This window comes from Pyxidicoccus fallax, from assembly GCF_012933655.1.
GTDB classification, from domain to species: Bacteria; Myxococcota; Myxococcia; order Myxococcales; family Myxococcaceae; genus Myxococcus; species Myxococcus fallax.
Window position 1 is genome coordinate 1 of record NZ_JABBJJ010000120.1, and the last position, 24,322, is coordinate 24,322.

Sequence of the window (24,322 nt, forward strand, 5' to 3'; positions counted from 1 at the left end):
CGGCGTCGAGCAGCGCCGGGTGCACTCCGAAGCCCTCGGCGCGTGCACTCTCCGGCAGCGCGACCTCGGCCAGCGCCTCGCCGTCACCTCGCCACAGCGAGCGCAGGCCCTGGAAGGCCGGGCCATACGACAGCCCCAGCTCAGCGAAGCGCGTGTACGCCGCTTCGATCTCCACCATCTCGGCGCACTTCCCCCGTGCACCAGAGAGATCCAGCGACGTCGCTGCCACGACCTCCTTCGAGGTCACCGTGGCAGAGGCGTGCTGCGTCCAACCCGTTCCAACCGCGCCTCCAGCCGGCCGGCTGTACACCGCGGCGCTCAGCACTCCATCCGCCTCGGTGAGCACCACCTGGACGCGTCGCGCGCCCTTTTCCGGCAACACCAGCGGCGCCTGCAACGCGAGGCCCGTGATGTGAATCGCGTCCGTCGCTCCATACGAGGCCGCGGCTCGCACCCACTCCGCGATGGCCGCGCCCGGCACCACCACCTGCCCGGCGACCCGGAACTCTCCGAGCCAATCGTGGGTCTCCAACCCCACCACCGACTCGAACACCGCCCGCGTCCCGGCGACCGGCAGCCTCACGCCCAGCAGCGGGTGGCCCGTCGATTCTCCGGACTGCGCCACCGTGCTGTCGGACGTCGGGATCCAGTACCGCTCACGCTGCCACGCATACGTCGGCAGCAGCACCCGACGGCCGCCCGACGGGTACACACCCGCCCACGCGACCTTCCCGCCCACGGACCAGAGGCTTCCGAGCGCTTCGAGCACGCTCTCCGCCTCCGCTCGCGCGGTGCGCAGCGAGGCCACCAGCGTCGGCTTCGCCTCCGGCAGACACGCGGGAAGCATGCCCAGCAGCGTCGCCTTCGGGCCCATTTCCACGTAGACGCCCGCGCCCGCCTCGTGCAGCGCGCGTATGCCGTCGCTGAAGCGCACCGCCTCGCGCACGTGGCGCACCCAGTACGCCGCCGTCGCCAGCTCGGCTCCGGCCACCCGGCCCGTCACGTTCGACACGACCGGGCGCTGCGGCTCGCTGTACCTCACCGTCGCCGCGATGCGGCCGAACTCCTCCAGCATCGGGTCCATCAACGGCGAGTGGAACGCGTGCGACACCGTCAACGCCTTCGTGCGCACCCCGCGCCCGGAGAACTCCGCCGCGATGGCCTTCACCGCCTCCGCTTCTCCCGCGATGACCACCTGCGTCGGCCCATTCACCGCCGCGATGGACACCGTCGCTGCGTGCGGATTCACCGCCGCCAGCACCTCCTCCTCGGCCGCGGCGATGGACACCATGGCCCCGCCGGACGGCAGCGCCTGCATCAGCCGCCCACGCGCGGCCACCAGCCGCACCGCGTCCTCCAGCGAGAAGACTCCCGCCACGTGCGCCGCCACCAGCTCGCCGATGCTGTGGCCCGCCACCAACTCCGGCTCCACGCCCCAGCTGCGCCACAGCGCCCACAGCGCGTACTCCACCGTGAACAGCGCCGGCTGCGTGTAGCCCGTCTGGTCCAGCAGCCCCGCGTCCGCGCTGCCCGGCTCGGCCCACATCACCTCGCGCAGCGGCCGCTCCAGCTTCAGCTCCCCGTCGAACAGCGCCACGCACCGGTCGAACGCCTCACGGAACGCCGGCCACGCGGCGTGCAGGCCCCGGCCCATGCCGGCCACCTGCGCCCCCTGCCCCGTGAACAGGAACGCCACCTTCCCGCGCACCGAGGAGGTCGCACCGCGCACCACGCCGGTGGGCGTCTGGCCCTGCGCCGCGGCCTCCAGCGCGTCACGCAGCGCCTCGCGCGAGCTGGCCACCACGGCGAGCCGCTGCTCCATCACGGCGCGCGTCGTCGCGAGGCTGAAGGCCACATCGCTCAGGCCCTGCTCCGGATTCGCCTCCACGTGCTTCGCCAGCTGCGCCGCCTGGGCATTCAGCGCCACCTCGCTCTTGGCGGAGAGCACGAGCAATTCCGCCACGCGTGCGGGCTCCGTGGGAGCAACCTCGACCTCGGGAGCCTCCTCCAGGACGACGTGCGCATTGGTGCCGCTGATGCCGAACGAGCTGACACCCGCGCGCCGAGGCGTGCCTTTGCGCGGCCACTCCACCGGCTCGGCCGCCACTTTCACCGGCAGCTCCGCCCACGGAATGTGCGGGCTCGGCGCGTCGAAGTGCAGGCTCTTCGGGATGCGCCCGTGCCGCAGCGACAGCACCACCTTCATGATGCCGGCCACGCCCGCCGCCGCTTGCGTGTGCCCCATGTTCGACTTCACCGAGCCGATGACCACGGGGTGCTCGGCGGGACGTCCCGGCGCCAGCGCCGCGCCCAGGGCCTGCACTTCAATCGGGTCGCCCAGCGTCGTACCCGTACCGTGGCACTCGACGTAGTCCAAGTCGGCCGGAGTCAGTCCCGCCTGCTCCAGCGCGCGGCGGATGACGGCCTGCTGCGACGGGCCATTCGGTGCTGTCAGGCCGTTGCTGCGACCGTCCTGGTTCACCGCCGAGCCGCGAATCACCGCGAGGACGGAGTCGCCGTCGCGCTGCGCATCGCTCAGCCGCTTCAGCACGAGCATGCCGCAGCCTTCGCTCCAGCCCACGCCATCGGCGCCCGCCGCGAAACTCTTGCAACGCCCGTCGGAAGCCAGGCCACGCAGCCGGCTGAACTCGACGAAGGACGCGGGCGTCAGCATCACCGCCACGCCACCGGCCAGCGCCGTGGAGCACTCGCCGTTGCGCAGCGCCTGACAGGCCAGGTGCACCGTCACCAGCGACGACGAGCACGCCGTGTCCACCGTCAGGCTCGGGCCCTTCAACCCGAGCACGTACGAGATGCGTCCCGACGCCACGCTCGCCGCGGCACCACTTCCCACGTAGCCGTCGAGCGCCGCCAGGCCGCCACTGAGCGTGGCGTACTCCTGATACATGTGGCCGACGAACACGCCGGTGTCGCTGCCCATCAGCTTCTCGGGCGACAGGCCCGCGCGCTCCAGCGCTTCCCAGCTCGTCTCCAGCAGCAGGCGCTGCTGCGGGTCCATCGCCGCCGCCTCGCGGGGCGAGATGCCGAAGAACGCGGGGTCGAACTGGTCGATGTCCGAAAGGAAGCCACCCGAGCGCGTCGTCATCTTCCCCGGTGCGTCCGGGTTCGGGTCGTACAGCGCGTCCACGTCCCAGCGCGTGCGCGGCACCTCGGTGATGGCGTCGAGGCCCTCATCCAGCAGCCGCCAGTACGACTCCGGATTGCTGATCCCCCCCGGGAAGCGGCAGCCCATGCCGACGATGGCGATGGGCTCATCGGAGACCTCCCGCGACGCAGCCTTGGACAGCCGGGTCTCGGGCTCGTTCACGACGAGAACGTCATCGAGCAGCCACTGGGTGAGCGCGTCGACGGTCGGATAGTCGAACGCCAGCGTCGCCGGCAGCGAAGCACCGACCCGGCGGCCGAGCGCGTTGCGCAGCTCCACCGCCATGAGCGAGTCGAGCCCCAACTCCTGCATTGGCCGGTCCGCCTGCACCGCGCTCGCGGAGCCGAGTGCCAGGACCTGCGCCACCTCGGCCTGAACCGCGGCCCGCACTTCCTCGGCACGGCGCTCCATCGACAGGGTCGCCAGCCGAGCCGCCCACGCGCCCCGAGTGTTGGTCGACGGCGCGCGCACCAGCGCCCGCCAGACCGGAGGCACCGCCGAGCCCAGCGCGCGGCCAATCGCCGGCAGGTCCAGCAGCGCCACGCCCAGCTGCGCTTCCGTGCGCGCCAGCGCCTGGCCCAGCAGCGCCACGCCCTCTTCCGCCGTCAGCGACTGGATGCCCTTGCGCGCGATGCGCGCCTGCGGCCCCGCCGCCATACCCTCCCCGGCCCACGCACCCCACGCCAGGCTCTGCGCCGGCAGCCCACGCGCACGCCGGTGCGCCGCCAGCGCATCCAGGAAGGTATTGGCCGCCGCGTAGTTGCTCTGCCCCGCCGCGCCCAGCAGGCCCGACACCGACGAGAAGAGCACGAAGTACTCCAGCTGCGCCTGCGCCGTCAGCTCGTGCAGGTTCCACGCCCCGTCCACCTTCGGCGTCAGCACCCGCGCGAAGCGCTCCGCGTTCTGCTCCGCCACTACGCCGTCATCCAGCACGCCCGCCGCGTGGATGACGCCGCGCAGCGGCAGCTCCGCCGGAAGGGCCTGCAGCACCGCCGCGAGGCCCTGCCTGTCCGCCACGTCCACCGCGGCCACCGTCACGCGGGCACCGAGCTTCTCCAGCTCCGCCACCGCCTCGGCCGCGCCCGGCGTCTCCAGGCCGCGACGCCCGGTGAGCACCAGGTGCCCCACGCCCTGGGCCGCCAGCCACTTCGCCACGTGCAGGCCCAGCGCACCCAGGCCGCCCGTTACCAGCACCGTGCCCGTCTGGGGCTGTGCCGCCACGGTGACGCTCGCCCCCGCGCGCACCAGCCGCGCCACATGGCGGCGGCCTCCGCGCCAGGCCACCTGGCTCTCCTCGCTGCCCGCACTCAGCTCGCGCACCAGCGACTCGACGGCCTCGGCGCCCGGCGTCACGTCCACCAGCGTGCAGCCCAGCTCCGGGTGCTCCTGCGCCACCGTGCGGCCCAGGCCCCACGCCGTCGCCGTCGCCACGTCCACCGCTTCGCCCGACTCCACCGCCACCGCGCCCGGCGTCACCCACCACAGCCGCGCCGGCTTGCCGCCCCGCAGCGCCTGCACCACCGACAGGCCTTCCGTCGCCACGCGCTTGGCGGCCACCGGTGCCGCTTCACCCGCACGGCCCTCCCACAGGCACACCACTCCCGCGACGGCCGACTCCGCCGCCAGCGCCGCCGCCACGCCCTCGGGCTGCACCACGACGCCACGGCCCAGCCGCGCCACCAGCTCCTCGGCCCGGCTCGACTCCGGCGACGCCACCACCACCCAGCTGCCCTCGGCACGGGCCGTCTCCACCAGCGGCGTCTCGCGCCACTCCAGCCGGTAGAAGGCCTCGCTCGGCGCCTCCTGGTTGGCTCGCCTCAGCGCCTCCCTATCCGCCTGACGGAAGCGCAGCTCCTTCACCTCGGCCAGCACCGCACCGGAGGCATCCGCCAGCGTCACGTCCGCCACCACGCCCGCGCCCGGGTGCATCCGCACGTGCACCCAGGCCGCTTCCAGGCCCGGCTGGTGGACGCTGAAGCGGCCCATCTCGAACGGCAGGTACAGCTCCTCCGAGGCGGGCGTGGCGGCCACCACCGCCTGCAGCGCGGCGTCGAGCAGCGCCGGGTGCACTCCGAAGCCCTCGGCGCGTGCACTCTCCGGCAGCGCGACCTCGGCCAGCGCCTCGCCGTCACCTCGCCACAGCGAGCGCAGGCCCTGGAAGGCCGGGCCATATGACAGCCCGTGCTCGGAGAAGCCCGCGTACGTCGTCTCGACCTCCACCGCTTCGGCACACCGGGTCCGCACTCCGGCGAGGTCCAGCGGCAATGCCGCGACCTCTGAGGTCAGCGTCGCTGAAGCGTGCTGGGTCCAGCCTGCTTCCGCTCCAGCTTCGGCGGCCCGGCTGTACACCGCCGCGCTCACCAGCCCATCGACTTCGGTCAGCACCACCTGGACGCGTCGCGCGCCCTTCTCCGCGAGCATCAACGGCGCCTGGAGCACGAGACCGGCCACGACAGGCGAGTCCGTTCCTACATGCGAGGCCGCGGCTCGCACCCACTCCGCGATGGCCGCTCCCGGCACCACCGTCTGCCCCGCGACCCGGTGGTCTCCCAGCCACCCCTGCGTGTCCAGTCCCACCACCGACTCGAACACCGCCCGCGTCCCGGCGACCGGCAGCCTCACTCCCAGCAGTGGATGGCCCGTCGGTTCTCCAGACTGCGCCACCGCGGCTTCGGACGCCGCCAGCCAGTACCGCTCGCGCTGCCACGAATACGTCGGCAGCCGCACCCGCTGACCGCCCGTCGGGAACACGCCCGCCCAGCGCGGCGCGCCTCCGGTGGCCCAGAATCCAGCGAGCCCCTCGAGGATGCTCGCCGCCTCGTCGCGCCCGCTGCGCAGCGACGCCACCACCTCCGGCTTCGCCTCCGGCAGGCACGCGGGCACCATTCCCAGCAGCGTCGCCTTCGGGCCCACTTCCACGAAGACGCCCGCGCCCGCCTCGTTCAGCGCCTTCACCCCATCCGCGAAGCGCACCGCCTCGCGTACGTGGCGCACCCAGTACGCCGCCGTCCCCACCTCCCCGCCCGCCAGCTTCCCGCTGACGTTGCTCACCAAGGGCAGCGTCGCCGCCTGGTACTTCACCTTCTCCGCCACCTGCTGGAAGCCCGCCAACATCGGGGCCATGAGTGGCGAGTGGAACGCGTGCGACACCGTCAGCGCCTTCGTGCGCACCCCGCGCCCGGAGAACTCCGCCGCGATGGCCTTCACCGCCTCCGCTTCTCCCGCGATGACCACCTGCTTCGGCCCGTTCACCGCCGCGATGGACACCGTCGCTGCGTGCGGCTTCACCGCCGCCGCGACTTCCTCCTCGGCCGCGGCGATGGACACCATCGCTCCGCCCGAGGGCAGCGCCTGCATCAGCCGCCCACGCGCGGCCACCAGCCGCACCGCGTCCTCCAGCGAGAAGACTCCCGCCACGTGCGCCGCCACCAGCTCGCCGATGCTGTGGCCCGCCACCAATTCCGGCTCCACACCCCAGCTGCGCCACAGCGCCCACAGCGCGTACTCCACCGTGAACAGCGCCGGCTGCGTGTAGCCCGTCTGGTCCAGCAGCCCCGCGTCCGCGCTGCCCGGCTCGGCCCACATCACCTCGCGTAGCGGCCGCTCCAGCTTCAGCTCCCGGTCGAACAGCGCCACGCACCGGTCGAACGCCTCGCGGAACGCAGGCCAGGCCGCGTGCAGGCCCCGGCCCATGCCGGCCACCTGCGCCCCCTGCCCCGTGAACAGGAACGCCACCTTGCCGCGCGACACGGAGGTCGCGCCGCGCACCACGCCCGTGGGCATCTGCCCCTGCGCCGCGGCCTCCAGCGCGTCACGCAGCGCCGCGCGCGAGCTGGCCACCACGGCCAGCCGCTGCTCCATCGCGGCGCGCGTCGTCGCGAGGCTGAAGGCCACATCGCCCAGCCCCAGCGACGGGTGTGCCATCACGTGGTCCCGCAGCTTCGCCGCCTGGGCCACCAGTGCCGCCTCGCTCTTGGCGGACAGCACGAACAGCTCCGCCGCGCGCGCGGGCGTCGCGGAGACCCCCTCGACCGCGGGAGCCTCCTCCAGCACCACGTGCGCGTTGGTGCCACTGATGCCGAACGAACTGACACCCGCGCGTCGCGGGGTGCTCTTGCGCGGCCACGGCAGGGCCTCGGTCGCGAGCGCGAGCGAGGAGCCCTCCAGCCGCAGGCGCGGGTTGAGCGTCCGGAAGTGCAGGTTCTTCGGAATGCGCTCATTGCGCAGCGCCAGCACGGCCTTGACCAGGCCCGCCACGCCCGCCGAGGACTCCAGGTGGCCGACGTTCGTCTTCACGGCCCCGAGCACACAGCGCTCGCCGTTCGGCCGCTGGGCTCCGAGCACCGTGCGCAGCGCATCCACTTCAATCGGGTCGCCCAGCGAGGTGCCCGTGCCGTGGGTCTCGATGAAGCCGACGTCCCCTGGCTCGAGGCGAGCGTCTCGCAGCGCATCGCGCAGCAGCGACACCTGCGCGAGCACGTTGGGCGCCGTCAGGCCCGTGGACTTGCCGTCCTGGTTGACGGCCGAGCCCCGAATCAGGCCCCAGATGCGGTCGCCATCGCGACGCGCATCGGCGAGGCGCTTGAGCACCACGAGCCCGCAGCCCTCGCCTCGCGTGAAGCCATTGGCCAGCGCATCGAAGGTCTTGCAGCGGCCATCCGGCGACAGCGCCTGCGTGCGGCCCAGGTCCGCCATCGTCTCGGGCGACAGCAGGAGGTTCACACCGCCGGCCAGCGCCAGGTCGCTCTCTCCCACCCGCAGGCTGTGGCAGGCGAGGTGGATGGCGACCAGCGACGACGAGCACGCCGTGTCCACCGTCAGGCAGGGCCCCTGCAGCCCCAGCGTGTACGAAAGACGTCCCGACGCGACACTGAGCAGGTTCCCCGTCGTGCCGTACGCGTCCCGCTCGTTGCGTGGCTGCTGCCGGACGAAGGTGGAGTAGTCCTTCGTGCCCGCGCCCACGAAGACACCCGTGCGGCTGCCTTCGAGCGCCGGCACCACGACACCCGCGTCCTCGAGCGCCTCCCAGGCGACCTCCAGCAGCAGGCGCTGCTGCGGATCGAGCGTCAGCGCCTCGCGCGGCGAGATGCCGAAGAACGCGGCGTCGAAGCCATCCACGGGGCCCGTGAGCAGGCCCGCCCAGCGGGGCACGTCCTCGCTCGGGCGCACGCCCAGGTGTGTCCAGCGCTCATCGAGCGACTGGACGGCGTCACGGCCCTCCTCCAGCAGCTTCCAGAAGGCGTCGGGGGTCTCCGCGCCGCCGGGGAAGCGGCAGCCGATACCCACGATGGCGATGGGCTCGCTTCGCGCCTGCTCCGCTTGCTCCAGCGGTTCCAGTCGCTCCTTGAGGCGGCGAATGACGAGGGCTGCTTGTTTCAGCGCTTCCGGCGGCGTAACGGGGGTGCTCATGTCAGCGTCTTGGCTTCTTCCGCGATCAGCATCATCAGCTCGTCCTGCGACATGGCCTCGATGGCGGCCGTGAGGTCCTCCTTCGGAGGCGGCGGCGCCTCCGCGGGGGCGGTCTCAGTCGCTTCACCGGCGAGATGCCGGCTCAGGGCGAGCACGGTGGGATAGGTCCACAGCAGGGTCGCCGGCACCTTGATGCCGAGCGCGCCCTCGATTCGGTTGCGCAGCTCCAATCCCATGAGCGAGTCCATGCCCAGGGACGTGAGCGGCGCTTGGGTGTCGAACTTGTTCTCGGCGATGCGCAGCACGCGAGCGGCCTCGCCGCGCAGGAACTCGAGGAGCACCGTCGCGCGTGCCTCGGGCGCCGCCGCCGCGAGCTTCTCGGCGAGCGCGCCGTCACCCGCGACCGCGCGGCGCTCGTGCGGCTGCTCCGCCCGGAGGCGGGACAGCAGCGGCGAGGACGCGGCCGCCGGATAGAACTCCACCCACTGGCGCACGTCGAACGGCAGCACGGCCGACTGCGCGGAGCCGCCCTGGAGCAGCCGCTCCAGCGTCACGAGCCCCTCGTCCGCCGTGAGGTTGCGGAGGCCACGGCTCGCGAGCCGCGCGCCGCGGTTCTCCTGAGCGGCGGCCAGGCCCACGCCGGAGAAGGCGCCCCAGTCGATGCTCAGCCCCGGCAGCCCCTCGCGCCGCCGATGATGCGCGAGCGCGTCCAGGAAGGTGTTGGCGGCGGCGTAGTTGCCCTGACCCGGCGAGCCCAGGATGCCGGCGCCCGACGCGTAGAGCACGAAGAAGTCGAGCGGCATCCCGCGCGTCAGCGTGTGCAGGTGCAGCGCGCCCTGGACCTTGGGCGCCATCACCTTGCGCAGGCGCGCCGGCGTCTGCTGCAGGAGCAGACCATCGTCCAGGAGTCCGGCCGCGTGGATGACGCCGCGCAGCGGCATCCCCGAGGAGCGGACGCCATCCAGCACCCGCTCGACGTGCGCCCGCTCGGCCACGTCCGCCTTCGCCACCGTGACGCGCGTCCCCCGCGCCTCCAGTGCCGCCACGGCGGCCTGCTGCTCCGCGTTCGCCGCGCCGGAGCGGCCCATGAGCACCACGTGCCCGGCGCCCTTCTCCGCCAGCCAGCCCGCGACGCTCAGGCCCAGGCCCCCCAGACCGCCGGTGATGAGGTAGCTGCCGTCGCCGCGGATGGCCGAGGCCCCCGACTCCGCGCGCACGCGAATCCGCGCCTCGGGGTCCTCGAGCGCCAGCACCAGCTTCCCGATGTGGTGCCCCTGCGCCATCTTCTGGAAGGCGTCGGCGGCGCGCGACACGGGGAAGCTCTCGACCGGCAGCCCACGGACCACGCCCTGGGCGAAGAGGCCGAGCAGCTCCTCCAGCAGCGCGCGCACCCAGGCCGGCCGCTCGACGCTCATGCCCCGCAGGTCCACCAGCGAGAACGAGAGGTTGCGCAGGAACGGGCGCAGCCCGAGCTGGTTGTTGGCGTAGTAGTCGCGCTTGCCCAGCTCCACGAAGCGGCCATGCGAGCGCAGCAGCGCGAAGCTCTTGGCGATGAGCTCGCCGGAGAGCGAGTTGAGCACCACGTCCACGCCCTCCCCGCCCGTCCACTCGAGCACGTCGGAGACGAAGCGGTCCGAGCGCGAGTCGCTCACGTACTTGACGCCCAGCGACTGCAGGTACGCGCGCTTCTCGGGCGTGCCCGCCGTGGCGTAGACCTCGGCGCCCACGTGCTGGGCCCACTGCACCGCCGCCAGGCCCACGCCGCCCGTGGCCGCGTGGATGAGCACGCGCTCACCCTTCTGCAGCCGGGCCACCTTGGACAGCGCATACCAGGCGGTGAGGTAGACGATGGGAATCGCCGCGCCCTGCGATGCCGACAGCGAGTCGGGACGCGGCACCACCAGCGCGGCCGGCGCCGTGACGTGCGACGCGAACGAGGCTCGCGCCAGGGCGATGACCGGCTGTCCCACGGACAGTCCACTCACGCCCTCGCCGACGGCGACGATGCGCCCGGCGCACTCACCGCCGAGCACCAGGGGACCGTCCGCGGCGCCGGGCATGTCGTCGGGCATCACGCCGAGCGCGAGCAACACGTCGAGGAAGTTGAGGCCCGCCGCCTCGACGGCGATCTCCACCTCACCGGGGCCCGGAGGCCTGCGCTCGGTGACCCGCAGCAGCAGGTCATCGAGCACGCCGGGCTTGTCGATCTCCAGCCGGAAGGAGCGCCCGTTGGCGGGCTCGAGCCGCTCGCTCGAACCGCTCTCCGGCGTCTTGCGCACGAGCCGCGCGACACGCCGTTCCCGACCGCGCAGGGCGACCTCGTCCTCGGCATCATCGGCCAGGAGTTCCGCGACGAGCCCCTGGAGTTCCTCGCCAGGGCGCGACGGATCCAGGTCGACCCGGGCGCAGCGCAGCTCGGGGTGCTCCATGGCGATGGCGCGGCCCAGGCCGAGCACGGGAGCCTGCGCCACGGCGACCTCGCCGCCGCCGGTGGGCTGCGCGCCACGCGTCAGGACCCACAGCCTGGGCGCATCGCGGTAGCCCATCTCCGTCACGGCCTGCACCGTCGCGAGCACGCTGTCGCAGCCGCGCGCCAGGGCGGCCTCGACCGCGCTCGCTTCGAGCGTGCCCTCGCCTTCGAGGCCACGCAGATGCACCACGGCTGTCGGAGCCTGTCCGCGGAAGGCACTGGTCAGCAGCGCCCTCACGCTGGCGGCGTTCGAGTCATTGAGCGGCAGGACCCCGGCCGGCACCTTGCCGGCGGCTCCGGCCACGGCCTGGATGACCGTGTGGCCCGAGGCTTCCAGCGCCGTGCGCAGGGCCGCGCCAACCCCGCCCCCGTCACCGAGCAGGAGGAAGCGCCCGGCGACGCTCTTCGCGGCGGGCACGTTCGCGGGCTCCCACGCGAGCTCCATGAACCAGCCGTCCTGCTCGTCGTGGCTCGCCTCGCTCGCCAGGCGCCGCACCACCAGCCCGGTGACCTCGGCGACCAGCGCGCCCGTGGCGTCGGCCACCCGGATGTCGGCGCTCCGCAGCAGCGGGCCTCCCTTGGAGGAGTCCTTCGCCTCGTCCGGCTGGATGCGCAGGTGACACCAGAGTTCGCCGTGGGGCCGCTGCAGCAACCGCAACGCGCCCACCTCGACCGGCACCCACGGCGCCTTGTCGGTGTCGTTGAGGGTGCCCACCATCACCTGGAAGCAGGCATCCAGCAGCGCCGGGTGGACCTGATAGGACTGCGCGCCGCCGGCGGCCTCGGGCAGCCGCACACGCCCGAGCGCCTCGCCCTCACCGCGCCAGAACTCGGCGACGCCCTGGAAGGCGGGGCCGAACTGGAGCCCCATCTCACCGAGCGCGGCATAGGCGGCACTGGCGGGCATGACGACGCCCGGCCGCGCGCGCAGGCCGGCCACGTCCACCGGTGCCGGAGCTTCCGCGCGCTCCACGCTGCGGAGGGAGCCACGCGCGTGCACGAGCCACGCATCACGACTCGCCGCGGGCTGCCGGCTGGCGACCTGGAAGCGCAGAAGTCCGGGGCGCTCCTCGGTCGTCACGACCTGCACCTCGACAGGGGCCTCGCCCGCGAAGACGAGCGCCTCGACGAACGACACGTCCGTCACCCGGAACGCACCGGCCCCGAGCGCCTCGGCTCCGGCGGCGAGCGCCATCTCCAGATAGCCCGCGCCGGGGAACACCACCGCGCCCTGCACCCGGTGGTCGCCGAGCCACGGCAGCCGCTTCGGGTCCAGCGTCGTCTCCCACAGGCGCATGCCCGCCTGCGTCGAGACCGTCAGGGCTTCGCCGAGCAGCGGATGGCCGCCCGTGTGAACGCGACCGCGCGGTCCCTTCACCTCGGAGGTCGGCGCGTCGATCCAGTGGCGCTCGCGCTGCCACGCGTAGGTCGGCAGCGAGACACGCTGCCCGCCCGCCGGGAACTGACGCTCCCACGCCACCGGGTAGCCTTGCGTCCACAGCGCGCCCAGCGTCTCCAGCAGCGCGCCACGCTCTTCCTGCCCGCGACGCAGCGAGCCCGCCGCCACGCCGTCCTTCCCGGACGCCCGGCGCATCTCCTCCACCGGCATCGTCAGGATGGGGTGCGGGCTCATCTCGATGAAGAGCCCGTGGCCGCCATCGAGCAGCTCCTGCACCGCGTCGCCGAAGCGCACCGGCTGGCGGAGGTTGTCCGCCCAGTAGTTCGCCAGCAGCTCCGGGCCTTCCACCAGCTCGCCCGTCACCGTCGAGCGCATCGCCACCGTCGCTCGCTTCGGCGCCAGCTGGCTCAGCGCCGCCAGCAGGTCCTCACGCAGCGGCTCCACCTGCGGGCTGTGGCTCGCCACGTCCACCTTCACCCGCCGGCAGAACACGCCCTTCCCCTCCAACGCCGCCAGCACCTCCGCCAGCGCCTTCGGGTCTCCCGCCAGGACGGTGGAGCGCGGGCTGTTGCTCACCGCCACGCTCAGCCGGTCCTCGTACCCCACCAGCGCCGCTTCCGCCTCGGCGCGCGACAGCTCCACCACCGCCATCTCGCCCTGGCCGCTGATGCGACGCAGCAGCACGCTGCGACGGCAGATGATGGCCGCCGCGTCTTCCAGCGACAGCGCGCCGGCCACGTAGGCCGCGGCCACCTCGCCCATGCTGTGGCCCACCACCGCGTCCGGCTCCACACCCCACGCGCGCCACAGCGCCGCCAGCGCCACTTCCACCGCGAAGAGCACCGGCTGCACCACGTCGATGCGGCCCAGCTGGGAGGTGCTCTCGTCCGCCGCCAGCTCCTTCAGCAGCGACCAGCCGGCCTCGGCCTGGATGGCCTTGTCACACGCCTCCAGTGCCTCACGGAAGGCGGGCTCCTCGGCCAGCAGCTTGCGGCCCATGCCCAGCCACTGCGAGCCCTGGCCCGGGAAGACGAACACCACCTTCCCCGCGCCAGTCGCGGTACGACCGCGCACGGCCCCCGCGGGCGTCTGTGCCTGTGCCGCCTGCTTCAGCGCCTCCAGCAGCCCCTCGCGCGAGCTGGCCACCACCGCGAGCCGCTGCTCCATCGAGGCGCGCGTCGTCGCGAGGCTGAAGGCCATATCGCCCAGGCCCTGCTCCGGGTGCGCTTCCAGGTGCGCGGCCAGCCGCGCGGCCTGCGCATCCAGCGCGGCGTCGCTCTTGGCGGAGAGCACGATGAGCTCGGAGGAGCGCTCCGGCGCGGCGGTCGGAGGTGCCTCCACCAGCGGAGCCTCCTCCAGCACCACGTGCGCGTTGGTCCCGCTCAGACCAAACGAGCTGACGCCCGCCAGACGCGGACGCGAACCTCGCGGCCAATCGGTTGCCTGGCGCGCCACCGCCACCGGCAGCGTGTCCCACGGGAGGTGCGGGTTGAGCGCGCTCAGCCCGGGCTGGGCGGGAATCCGCTCGTGCCCGAGCGCCAGCGCCACCTTGAGCACACCGGCCAGACCCGCCGCCGGCTCCAGGTGTCCGAGGTTGGCCTTGACGGCGCCCAGCATCACCGGCCGCTCGGCGGGACGTCCCTCGCCGTAGACGGACGCGAGCGCCTGCACCTCGATGGGGTCGCCCAGCGAGGTCCCCGTCCCATGGCACTCGATGAAGTCGACCTCGGCCGGAGCCGCTCCCGCCTGCGCCAGCGCCTGCCGGAGCACCGCCTGCTGCGCCGGACCACTGGGCACCGTGAGCCCGCTGCTCGGGCCGTCGTGGTTGACGGCCGTGCCGCGAATCACCGCCAGGATGCGGTCGCCGTCGCGCTGCGCCTGCGAGAGGCGCTTGAGCACCACCACCGCGCAGCCCTCGCCGCGCCCGTAACCATCGGCGTCGGCGGAGAACGTCTTGCAGCGCCCGTCGGGAGACAGCGCGCGCATGCGCGAGAGCGCCACGAAGTTCCGCGGCGAGACGAGCACGTTGACGCCGCCGACCAGGGCCCGGTCGCACTCGCCTTGCAGCAGGCTCCGGCAGCCGAGGTGGAGCGCCACCAGCGAGGACGAGCACGCCGTGTCCACCGCGAGACTCGGGCCATGGAGGCCCAGGAAGAACGACAGGCGTCCCGCCGTGAAGCTGAGGGCGTTGCCCGTGGCGCCGTACAGCGCGGACGCCTCGTCGGTGTCACCTTCCAGCCGCTCGCCGTACTCGTTGGGGCCAATGCCCACGAAGACGCCCGTGGCGCTCTCACGCAGCACCGTCGGGTCCTGGCCTGACTCCTCCAGCGCCTCCCAGCTCACCTCCAGCAGCAGCCGCTGCTGGGGGTCGAGGCTCGCCGCCTCGCGGGGCGAGATGCGGAAGAAGGCCGGGTCGAAGGTGTCCACCTGGCGCAGGAAGCCGCCCTTGTTGGGTCCTTCCGTCGGCGCCCAGCGGTCCGCCGGGACGTCGGTGACGGCGATCCGCTCGTCCATCAGCAGCCGCCAGTAGTCCTCCAGCCCGTCGACTCCCCCGGGGAGGCGGCAGGCCGCGCCGATGATGGCGATCGGCTCGTCCGCCACCGCCGAGTGCGCCGTCCGCGCCGAGGCCCGGTCCTCCAGGTCCAGCACGTCCGTGAGCAGGTGCGCCACCACCCGCTCCACCGTCGGGTGGTCGAACGCGAGCGTTACCGACAGCGGCGCGTCCAGCGCCTGCTGCAGGCGGTTGCGGATCTGCACCGCCATCAGCGAGTCGAGCCCCTGCTCGGCGAAGCCACGGCTCGCGTCCAGCGCGGCCGGAGCCGAGAAGCCGAGCACGTCGGCGACGATGCCGCTGACGAGCGTGTGAAGCGCGGGGCGGGCCTCCGCGACGGACATCCCTCGCCACTGGCGCGGGGTGGAGGCCTTCGGGGCCTCGGCGTCGCCGCGCAGCCGCTCCATGAGGCGATTGCGGCTCGTGTGCGAGGCCGTCCCTCCGAGCACCTTGCGGTCCAGCCACGCGACCACCTGCTGCGTGGCCCCCGTGCTCACCAGCCGCTCCAGGGCCGACAGCGCCGAAACCCGGTCCATGGCCAGCACGCCGACGGCTTCCTGCTCGCGCCGCTGCGCCTGCGTGCCCATGCCGCCCTCGGCCCACAGGCCCCAGCCGATGCTCAGCGCCGGCAGGCCCCGGCCCCGGCGCACCGTGGCGAGGGCATCGAGGAAGGAGTTGGCCGCGGCGTAGGCGCCCTGTCCGGCGGAGCCCGCGACCGCCGCGAGCGATGAGAACAGGACGAAGAGGTCCAGCGGCCGCTCACGCGTCAGCGTGTGCAGCAGCCACGCGCCATCCACCTTCGGGCGCAACACGCGGGCAAGCGGGTCCTCGTCCTGGTGGGCCAGGAGCTTGTCCTCGACGAGGCCCGCGGCGTGCACGACGCCCCGCAGGGGCGGCTCGGCTGCGTTCACCAGGGAGGCCATGGCCTCGGCATCGGCCACGTCCACCGCCGCCACCTTGACCCGGGCGCCCAGCGCCTCGAGCTTCGCGACGGCTTCGGCGGCTCCCGGCGTCTCCAGGCCGCGGCGACCGGTCAGCACCAGATGGCGCGCGCCGCGCTCCACCAGCCACTGCGCCACGTACAGGCCGAGCGGTCCCAGCCCGCCCGTCACCAGGTAGCTTCCCTGCTCCGACAGCGTGACCGGCGCCGACGAGGACTCCGGCGGCGCGCTCACGAGCCGCGCGACATGGCGGCGGCCCTGCCGGAAAGCCAGCTGGTCCTCACCGTCCGGCGAGAGCAGCTCGGTGACCAGCGCCTCGACCTCGCTCGCGCTGTACTGGGCATCCAGGTCGATGAGACCGCCCCAGGCGGCCGGGTGCTCGACCGCGATCACGCGGCCCATGCCCCACAGCGCGGACTGGCAGGCGGCCACGGTGGACTGCGCACCCACGGCGCAAGCGCCCCGGGTGACCACCCAGAGCCGCGGAGGACGGCGTCCCGCCCCGAGGACCCGCACCAGGTTCAGCAACGGAGCCACGGCGGCGCGCGTGGCGCCGCTCACCTCTTCCGCGGAGGCCTCGTAGGCGACCTCGGCATCGAGGCCGCCCAGGTAGAGCACGCCCTGCCAGTCGCCCTGGCCGGCGAGGGTCTCGGTGATGACGGAGACCTCGGCCGTGTGCATGAGCGTGCACGACTGCCCCCGCGCCGAGAGCGCCGCCGCGACCGCGCTGCCGAAGCCACGCGCGTCCGCCAGCACGAGCCAGCGGCCCGAACCCGCGACCCGCGCCTCGGCTCCGGCCCTGGGCGCCTCCGGCCAGTCCACGCGGTAGAACCAATCCGCCGAGCGGTCAGCGGAAGCCACCCGCTGGAGCACCGGGGCCGCTTCGAGCCAGTGCCGCTGCCGCTGCCAGGCGTAGGTCGGCAGCGACACGCGACGGCCACCCTCCGGGAAGAGGACCTTCCAGTCGACGGCGCCGCCAGCGGCCCACCAGCCACCCACCCCTTCGAGGATGCTCGCCGCCTCGTCACGCCCGCTGCGCAGCGACGCGACCAGCACGGGCTCGGTCTCCGGCACGCACGCGGGCACGAGGCCGAGCAGCGTCGCCTTCGGGCCCAGCTCGATGAAGGTGCCAGCGCCGGCCTTGTGCAGGGCCTTCACGCCATCCGCGAAGCGCACCGCCTCGCGCACGTGGCGCACCCAGTACGCCGCCGTCCCCACCTCTGCCCCCGCCAGCTTCCCGCTGACGTTGCTCACCAGCGGCAGCGTCGCCGGCTGGTACTTCACCTTCTCCGCCACCTGCTGGAAGCCCGCCAGCATCGGGTCCATCAATGGCGAGTGGAACGCGTGCGACACCGTCAGCGCCTTCGTGCGCACTCCTCGCGCGGAGAACCCGGCCGCGATGGCCTTCACCGCCTCCGCTTCTCCCGCGATGACCACCTGCGCCGGCCCATTCACCGCCGCGATGGACACCGTCGCCGCGTGCGGCTTCACCGCCGCCAGCACTTCCTCCTCGGCCGCGGCGATGGACACCATCGCTCCGCCCGAGGGCAGCGCCTGCATCAGCCGCCCACGCGCGGCCACCAGCCGCACCGCATCCTCCAGCGAGAAGACTCCCGCCACGTGCGCCGCCACCAGCTCACCAATGCTGTGGCCCGCCACCAGCTCCGGCTCCACGCCCCAGCTGCGCCACAGCGCCCACAGCGCGTACTCCACCGTGAACAGCGCCGGCTGCGTGTAGCCCGTCTGGTCCAGCAGTCCAGCGTCCGCGCTGCCCGGCTCGGCCCACATCACCTCGCGCAGCGGCCGTCCCAGCTTCAGCTCCCCGTCGAACAGCGCCACGCACCGGTCGAACGCCTCGCGGAACGCAGGCCAGGCCGCGTGCAGACCCCGGCCCATGCCGGCCACCTGCGCCCCCTGCCCCGTGAACAGGAACGCCACCTTCCCGCGCCGGCCACCGGTCCGGCCACGCACCACGCCCGTGGGCGTCTGGCCCTGCGCCGCGGCGTCGAGCGCGGACCGCAGGCCCTCAGGTGATGTCGCCGCCACCGCGAGCCGATGCTCCATGGGGCTGCGCGTCGTCACCAGACTGGCGGCGACGTCCGAGAACCCCAGCTCCGGGTGCGCCAGCAGGTGCTCACGCAGGCGCGCCGCCTGGGCCGCCAGTGCCGCCTCGTTCTTCGCGGACAGCACGAACAGCTCCGCCGCGCGGTCCTGGGTCGCGGGCATCGCCGCCGCCGTGGGGGCCTCCTCCAGCACCACGTGGGCGTTGGTCCCGCTCATGCCGAACGAGCTCACCCCGGCGAAGCGCGGGCGCTCGCTCCGGGGCCAGGACACCGGCTCCGTGGCCAGCGCGAGCGCCGTCCCATCAATCTCGATGAGCGGGTTGCGCGCGCGGAAGTGGAGGTTCTTCGGGATGCGCTCGTTCGTCAGCGCGAGCGTGGCCTTGATGAGGCCCGCCATGCCCGCCGCCGCCTCGAGGTGGCCCAGGTTCGTCTTCACCGCGCCGAGCACGCAGCGCTCGCCGTTCGGCCGCGGCGTGCCCAGCACCGCGCGCAGGGCCTCGACCTCGATGGGGTCGCCCAGCACCGTGCCCGTGCCGTGGGTCTCGACGTAGCCGATGGACGCCGCGTCGACGCGGGCGCTCTCCAGCGCCTCGCGCAGCAGCGCTTCCTGCGCCAGCGCGTTGGGGGCGGTCAGCCCCATGGACCGGCCGTCCTGGTTGACGGCCGAGCCGCGGATCAGCGCCCAGATGCGGTCGCCATCACGCTGCGCGTCCGAGAGGCGCTTGAGCACCACCATGCCGCAGCCCTCGCCCCGGACGAACCCGTTCGCCGTGGCATCGAAGGTGCGGCAACGCCCGTCGGCCGAGAGCGCCTGGGTGCGAGACCAGGCGTCCATCGTGACGGGAGAGAGAATCAGGTTCACGCCGCCCGCCAGCGCCCGGTCGCACTCCCGGGCGCGCAGGCTCAGGCAGGCCAGGTGGACGGCCACCAGCGCCGCCGAGCACGCGGTGTCGACGGTGAGGCACGGCCCCTGGAGGCCGAGCGTGTACGAGAGCCGGCCGGCGGCGATGCTGAGCAGGTTGCCGATGGTGCCGTAGGCATCCTGCTCCGAGGCCGGCTGCTTCTCGACGAGGTCGAGGTAGTCCGTCGACATCGCGCCGAGGAACACGCCCGTGCGGCTGCCCTCCAGCCCCTTGGCTGGCATCCGCGCGTCCTCGAACGCCTCCCAGGCCACCTCCAGCAGGAGCCGGTGCTGGGGGTCCAGCGAACGGGCCTCGCGCGGCGCGATGCCGAAGAACTCCGCGTCGAAGCGGTCCACCGGCTCGGTGAGCAGTCCCGCCCAGCGGGGTGCTTCATCGCCTGGACGGGCGCCAATCAGCGCCCAGCGCGAGTCGAGCGGCTGGATGGCATCCCGGCCCTCATCGAGGAGCGACCAGTACGCCTCGGGGCTGTTGGCGCCACCGGGGAACCGGCAGCCCATGCCGACGATGGCGATGGGCTCCGCCTTCGCCTGCTCGAAGGCCTGGAGTTTCTCCTGGAGCCTCCGGATGACGATGGCTGCCTTGTTGAGACGATCCTGCTGCGACTGGGGGGAGCTCGAAGAACCGGAACCGCTCATGTGAGTTGCTCGAAGGCCTCGTCAATCAGTTGTTCCGACAGGTCCGCCGCCATCGCCTCGATCTCGGCATCCGAGGGGTTCGTATCGACCACCTCGGGGCGAGGCGGCGTCACGGGAGCGGGCGTCTCGCGCTTGTCCGCCGCCAGGTGGCGGCTGAGCGCGATGACCGTCGGGTACTTCCAGAGCTGCGCGACTGGCAGGGTGATGCGGAGCGCCGCCTCGAGGCGGTTGCGCAGCTCCAGCCCCATCAGCGAGTCCATGCCGAGCGTGGTGAGCGGCGCCTCCACGTCGAGCCGGTCCTCGGCGATGTGCAACACCTGCGAGACCTCCTTGCGGATGACGTCCTGCAGGATGGCCGCACGCGCGGCGGGCTCGGCCGAGGCGAGCCGCGTGAGCAGCTCGCTGTCACCCGCCGCCCCGGTGTCCTGGGTGCGCTGCGCGGCGAGCAGCCGGGACAGCCTTGGCGAGGTCGCCGCCGCCACGTTGAACGCCACCCACTGACGCAGGTTGAGCGGCGCCACGCCGGACTGGGCGCGGTTGCTCTCCAGCAGGCGCGCCAGCGCCGCCAGGCCTTCGTCCGGAGTGAGGTTCCGCATGCCACGGGCCTCGAGCCGGGCGCCACGATTGTCCTGCGCGGCGGCCAGGCCCACTTCGGAGAACGCGCCCCAGTCGATGCTGAGCGCGGGCAGTCCTTCGGCCCTGCGGTGGTGGGCCAACGCGTCGAGGAACGTGTTCGCCGCGGCGTAGTTGCCCTGTCCCGGCGAGCCCAGGAGTCCCGCCACCGACGAGTACATGACGAAGAAGGACAGCGGCGCCTCGCGGGTCAGCTCGTGCAGGTGCAGGGCACCCAGGACCTTGGGCGCCATGACCTCGCGGAACCGCTCCACGCTCTGCTGCGCCAGGAGGCCGTCGACCAGGAGGCCGGCGGCATGAATCACGCCGCGCAGCGGCTGCTCCGGGCTGGAGACCTCGTCGAGGAGCCGCGCCAGCTGCGCGCGGTCCGCGACGTCCACCTTCGCCACCGTGACGCGCGGCCCCTTCGCGCGCAGCGCGGCGACAGCCGCCTGCTGCTCGGCGCTGGCCGCACCGGAGCGGCCCACCAGCACCAGATGTCCGGCGCCCTTCTCCGCCAGCCACCCGGCCACGCTCAGGCCGAGGCCGCCGAGACCGCCGGTCACGAGGTACGTGCCATCCGCCCGGACGAGCGCCTGACGATCGGCCGGAACGTGGATGTCCACATTCGCGTCGTCCAGCGTGAGCACCACCTTGCCGAGGTGCCGCGCCTGCTCCAGCTTCTGGAAGGCGCTGGTGGCCCGCGAGATGGAGAAGCGCTCCACGCTCGGTGGCGCGAACACGCCCCGGGCCATCAGGTCCATCACCTCGCGAAGGAGCGCGCCGAAGCGCGCCGGGCGCAGCTCGGCCAGGCCCGCGAGGTCGATGGCGCTGTACGTGAGGCTCTTCTGGAAGTGGGCACCGGCCACCTCGTTGCCGCGCCTGCCGACCTCGATGAAGCGGCCCTCGGGCGCGAGCGCCGACAGGCTCGCGTCGGTGGCCTCACCGGACGGCGAGTTCAGCACGATGTCGACGCCGTCCCCGCCGGTCGCCGCCAGCACCTCGGCGGCGAGGCCAGGCGCGTGGGAGTCCATCACGTGCATGAGGCCCTGCTCGCGCAGCCAGGCCCGCTGCGCTTCCGTGCCGGCCGTGACGAACACCTCGGCCCCGACGTGGCGGCCCACCTGCACCGCGGCCTGCCCGAGGTCGTCGGCCGCCGCGTGGATGAGCACGCGCTCACCCTTTCGCAGCCGGCCCACCTGGACGAGTCCGTACCAGGCCGTCAGGAAGGCCATGGGAAGCGCCTGCTCCGCGCTCAGCGAACCGGGACGGGGCACCACCCGCCGCGCATCCACGGTGACGTGGGTGCCGATGCTGAACGGCGCGACCGCCACCACCTCCTGGCCCACCTGGAAGCCCTCGACGCCCTCACCCACGGCGACGACCTGGCCCGCGCACTCACCGCCCAGCGAGACGGGGCCGTCCCCCTGACGAGGCGCGGTGCCCAGCGCCTTCATGACGTCCAGGAAGCCGAGGCCCGCCACGGTGACGGCGAGCTCCACCTCGCCCGCGCGCGGAGCACGACGCTCCATGGCCCGGGGGACCAGACGTTCCAGCGCTCCGGGCTGTTCGATTTCGAGCCGGAAGGACCGTCCACCGGCCGGCTCGACCTTCTCCTGCCGCGAGGACTCGAGGACCGGATGCGCGAGCCGCGCGACCCGCCGAGCCCCGCCGCGCAGCGCGATTTCCTCTTCCGAGTCGTCAGCCAGCAGCTCGGCGCGCAGGGCCAGGGCCTCGTCCGCCGGAGCGGCGGGGTCGAGGTCCACGCGGGCACACCGCAGCTCCGCATGCTCCAGCGCGATGACGCGCCCCAGGCCGATCAGCGGCGCCTGGGCCAGGGCCATCTTCCCCTGGCCGACCGCCTGCGCCCCGCGGGTCACAATCCACAGCCGCGGCGTGTCGCGGAAGCCCATGCCGGTGATGGCCTGCACGGTGCCCAGCACGCTGTCGTAGCCACGCACGAGCGCCGCCTCGACCATCTCGTTCCGGGTGTCGAGCCCGCCCAGGTGCACCACCCCCGTCGGGGCCTGGCCACCGAAGGCCGTCGTGAGCAACCCGCGCACGCCCTCGACGCCCAGGTCGCTGGCGGCCAGCTCGACGGAATGACCGGCCTCCCGCAGCCCCGTGCGCAGCGCGTCGCCGAGCGCTCCGCCCTCACCGAGCAGCAGCCAGCGGCCCGCCGTGAGCCGGGGCGCGGGAACGTCCGAGCGCTCCCAGTCCGTCTCCAGCAGCACATCGTCCTGGACGCGGCCACGCCCGGTGCTCGACAGCCGCTGCACCACGAGCCCGGAGACCTCGGCCACCGTCGCGCCACGGCCATCGACGATGAGCAGGTCCGCGCGACGCTGGTGGGCCGCCGTGGGCCCCCGCCGCGAGACGCGCGCCCGGCACCACAGCTCTCCCGACGGCTGCCGCAGGAGCTTCAGGCGCTCCACCTCCACCGGCACCCACGGCGTCGAGCCGTCATCGTCGGCGAAGCAGGCGACCACCATCTGGAAGCAGGCGTCGAGCAGCGCGGGGTGCATCCGGTACGGCGACGCATCACCCGCCGCCTCCGGCAGCCGCACCCGGCCCAGCGCCTCGCCGTCGCGGTGCCACACCTCGGCCATGCCCTGGAAGGCCGGCCCGTACTCCAGCCCCGCCGTCCGCAGCGCCGGGTAGAGGGTCTCCGGCGACACGCTCGCCCCGAGCCGGGCCCGCAGCGCGTCCACGTCGAGCGCCTCGGCGGCGTCACCCTGCTCCACCTTCCGCACCGTTCCCCGGGCGTGCACCGTCCACGCGGCACGGCTTCCCGCCTGGCTGGCCACCTGGAAGCGGAGGCGTCCCGGCTGCTCCTCGGTCGCCACGACCTGCACCGGCGTCGCGCCCTCGTCGGCGAAGGCCAGCGCCTGCAGGAAGGCCACGTCGGAGACCTGGAGCGGACCGGTGCCCAGGGCGTCACTCCCGCAGGAGAGCGCCATCTCCAGGTACGCCGCGCCCGCCAGCACCACGGCCCCCTGGACGCGATGGTCCCCGAGCCAGGGCAGCCGGTCCTGCTCCAGGGACGTCTCCCACAGGCGCAGGCCCGCCTGGGTCGACACCGTCTGCGCCACGCCGAGCAGCGGATGGCCCCCCGCGTGGCCGCGGCCCTGCCGCGCCGCAGGGGTGTTCGCCGCGGCGTCAATCCAGTACCGCTGCCGCTGCCAGGGATAGGTCGGCAGGCCCACACGACGGCCGCCGGCCGCGAAGAGGCGCTCCCAGGTGATGGGATGGCCCTGGACCCACAGCTTGCCAAGGGACTCCATCAGCTCGGGGAGCTCGTCCTGACCGCGGCGCAGCGAGCCCACCGCGACGCCCGGACGCTCCACCGACTGGCGGATCTCCTCCACCGCCGGCACCAGCAGCGGGTGCGGGCTCATCTCCACGAACAGCCCGTGGCCCTCGTCCAGCAGCGCCTGCACCGCCTGCGCGAAGCGCACCGGCTGCCGCACGTTGTCCGCCCAGTAGCCCGCCAGCAGCTCGGGGCCGGCAATCGTCGCGCCCGTCACCGTCGACCGCATGGCGAGGGTCGCCGTCTGGGGCTTCAGCGACGCGAGCGCCGCGAGCAGGTCCTCGCGCAGCGCCTCCACCTGCGGGCTGTGGCTCGCCACGTCCACCTTCACCCGCCGGCAGAACACGCCCTTCGCCTCGAGGGCGGAGAGCACCTGCCCGAGCGCCGCCGGCTCACCGGACAGCACCGTCGACCGCGGGCCATTGCTCACGGCCACGCTCAGCCGGTCCTCGTACCCCACGAGCGCCGCCTCGGCGTCGGCGAGCGACAGCTCGACCAGCGCCATCTCGCCCTGGCCGCTGATGCGCCGCAGCAGCACGCTGCGGCGGCAGATGATGGCCACCGCGTCTTCCAGCGACAGCGCGCCGGCCACGTACGCCGCCGCCACCTCGCCCATGCTGTGGCCCACCACCGCGTCGGGCTCCACGCCCCACGAGCGCCACAGGGCCGCGAGCGCCACCGCCATCGCGAACAGCGCCGGCTGCACCACGTCGATGCGGCCCAGCTGCGAGCTGCCCTCGTCCGCCGCCAGCTCCTTCAGCAGCGACCAGCCGGCCTCGGCCTGGATGGCCTTGTCACACGCCTCCAGTGCCGCGCGGAAGACGGGCTCCTCCGCCAGCAGCT

At 73.5% G+C, this 24,322-nt stretch carries 3 protein-coding genes (1 of these 3 cut by a window edge); all 3 read right to left on the reverse strand.

The genetic code is table 11. From position 1 onward, the window contains the following. On the reverse strand, positions 1 to 8,575 hold an 8,575-nt coding region (locus tag HG543_RS24805; protein WP_169347328.1), incomplete at its 3' end, for a type I polyketide synthase. Continuing rightward, positions 8,572 to 19,557, reverse strand: a complete 10,986-nt coding sequence (locus HG543_RS24810) for a type I polyketide synthase (protein ID WP_169347329.1) — start codon at positions 19,555 to 19,557, stop codon at positions 8,572 to 8,574. The genes HG543_RS24810 and HG543_RS24805, both read right to left, overlap by 4 nt. Continuing rightward, positions 19,554 to 24,322 carry the 3' portion of a type I polyketide synthase gene (locus tag HG543_RS56425; RefSeq protein ID WP_169347330.1) on the reverse strand. Its footprint extends 3,178 nt past the window's final position, so only the last 4,769 of its 7,947 coding nucleotides appear in the window; its start codon lies beyond the right edge, outside the window; the stop codon is at positions 19,554 to 19,556. The genes HG543_RS24810 and HG543_RS56425 overlap by 4 nt, the downstream gene beginning before the upstream one ends.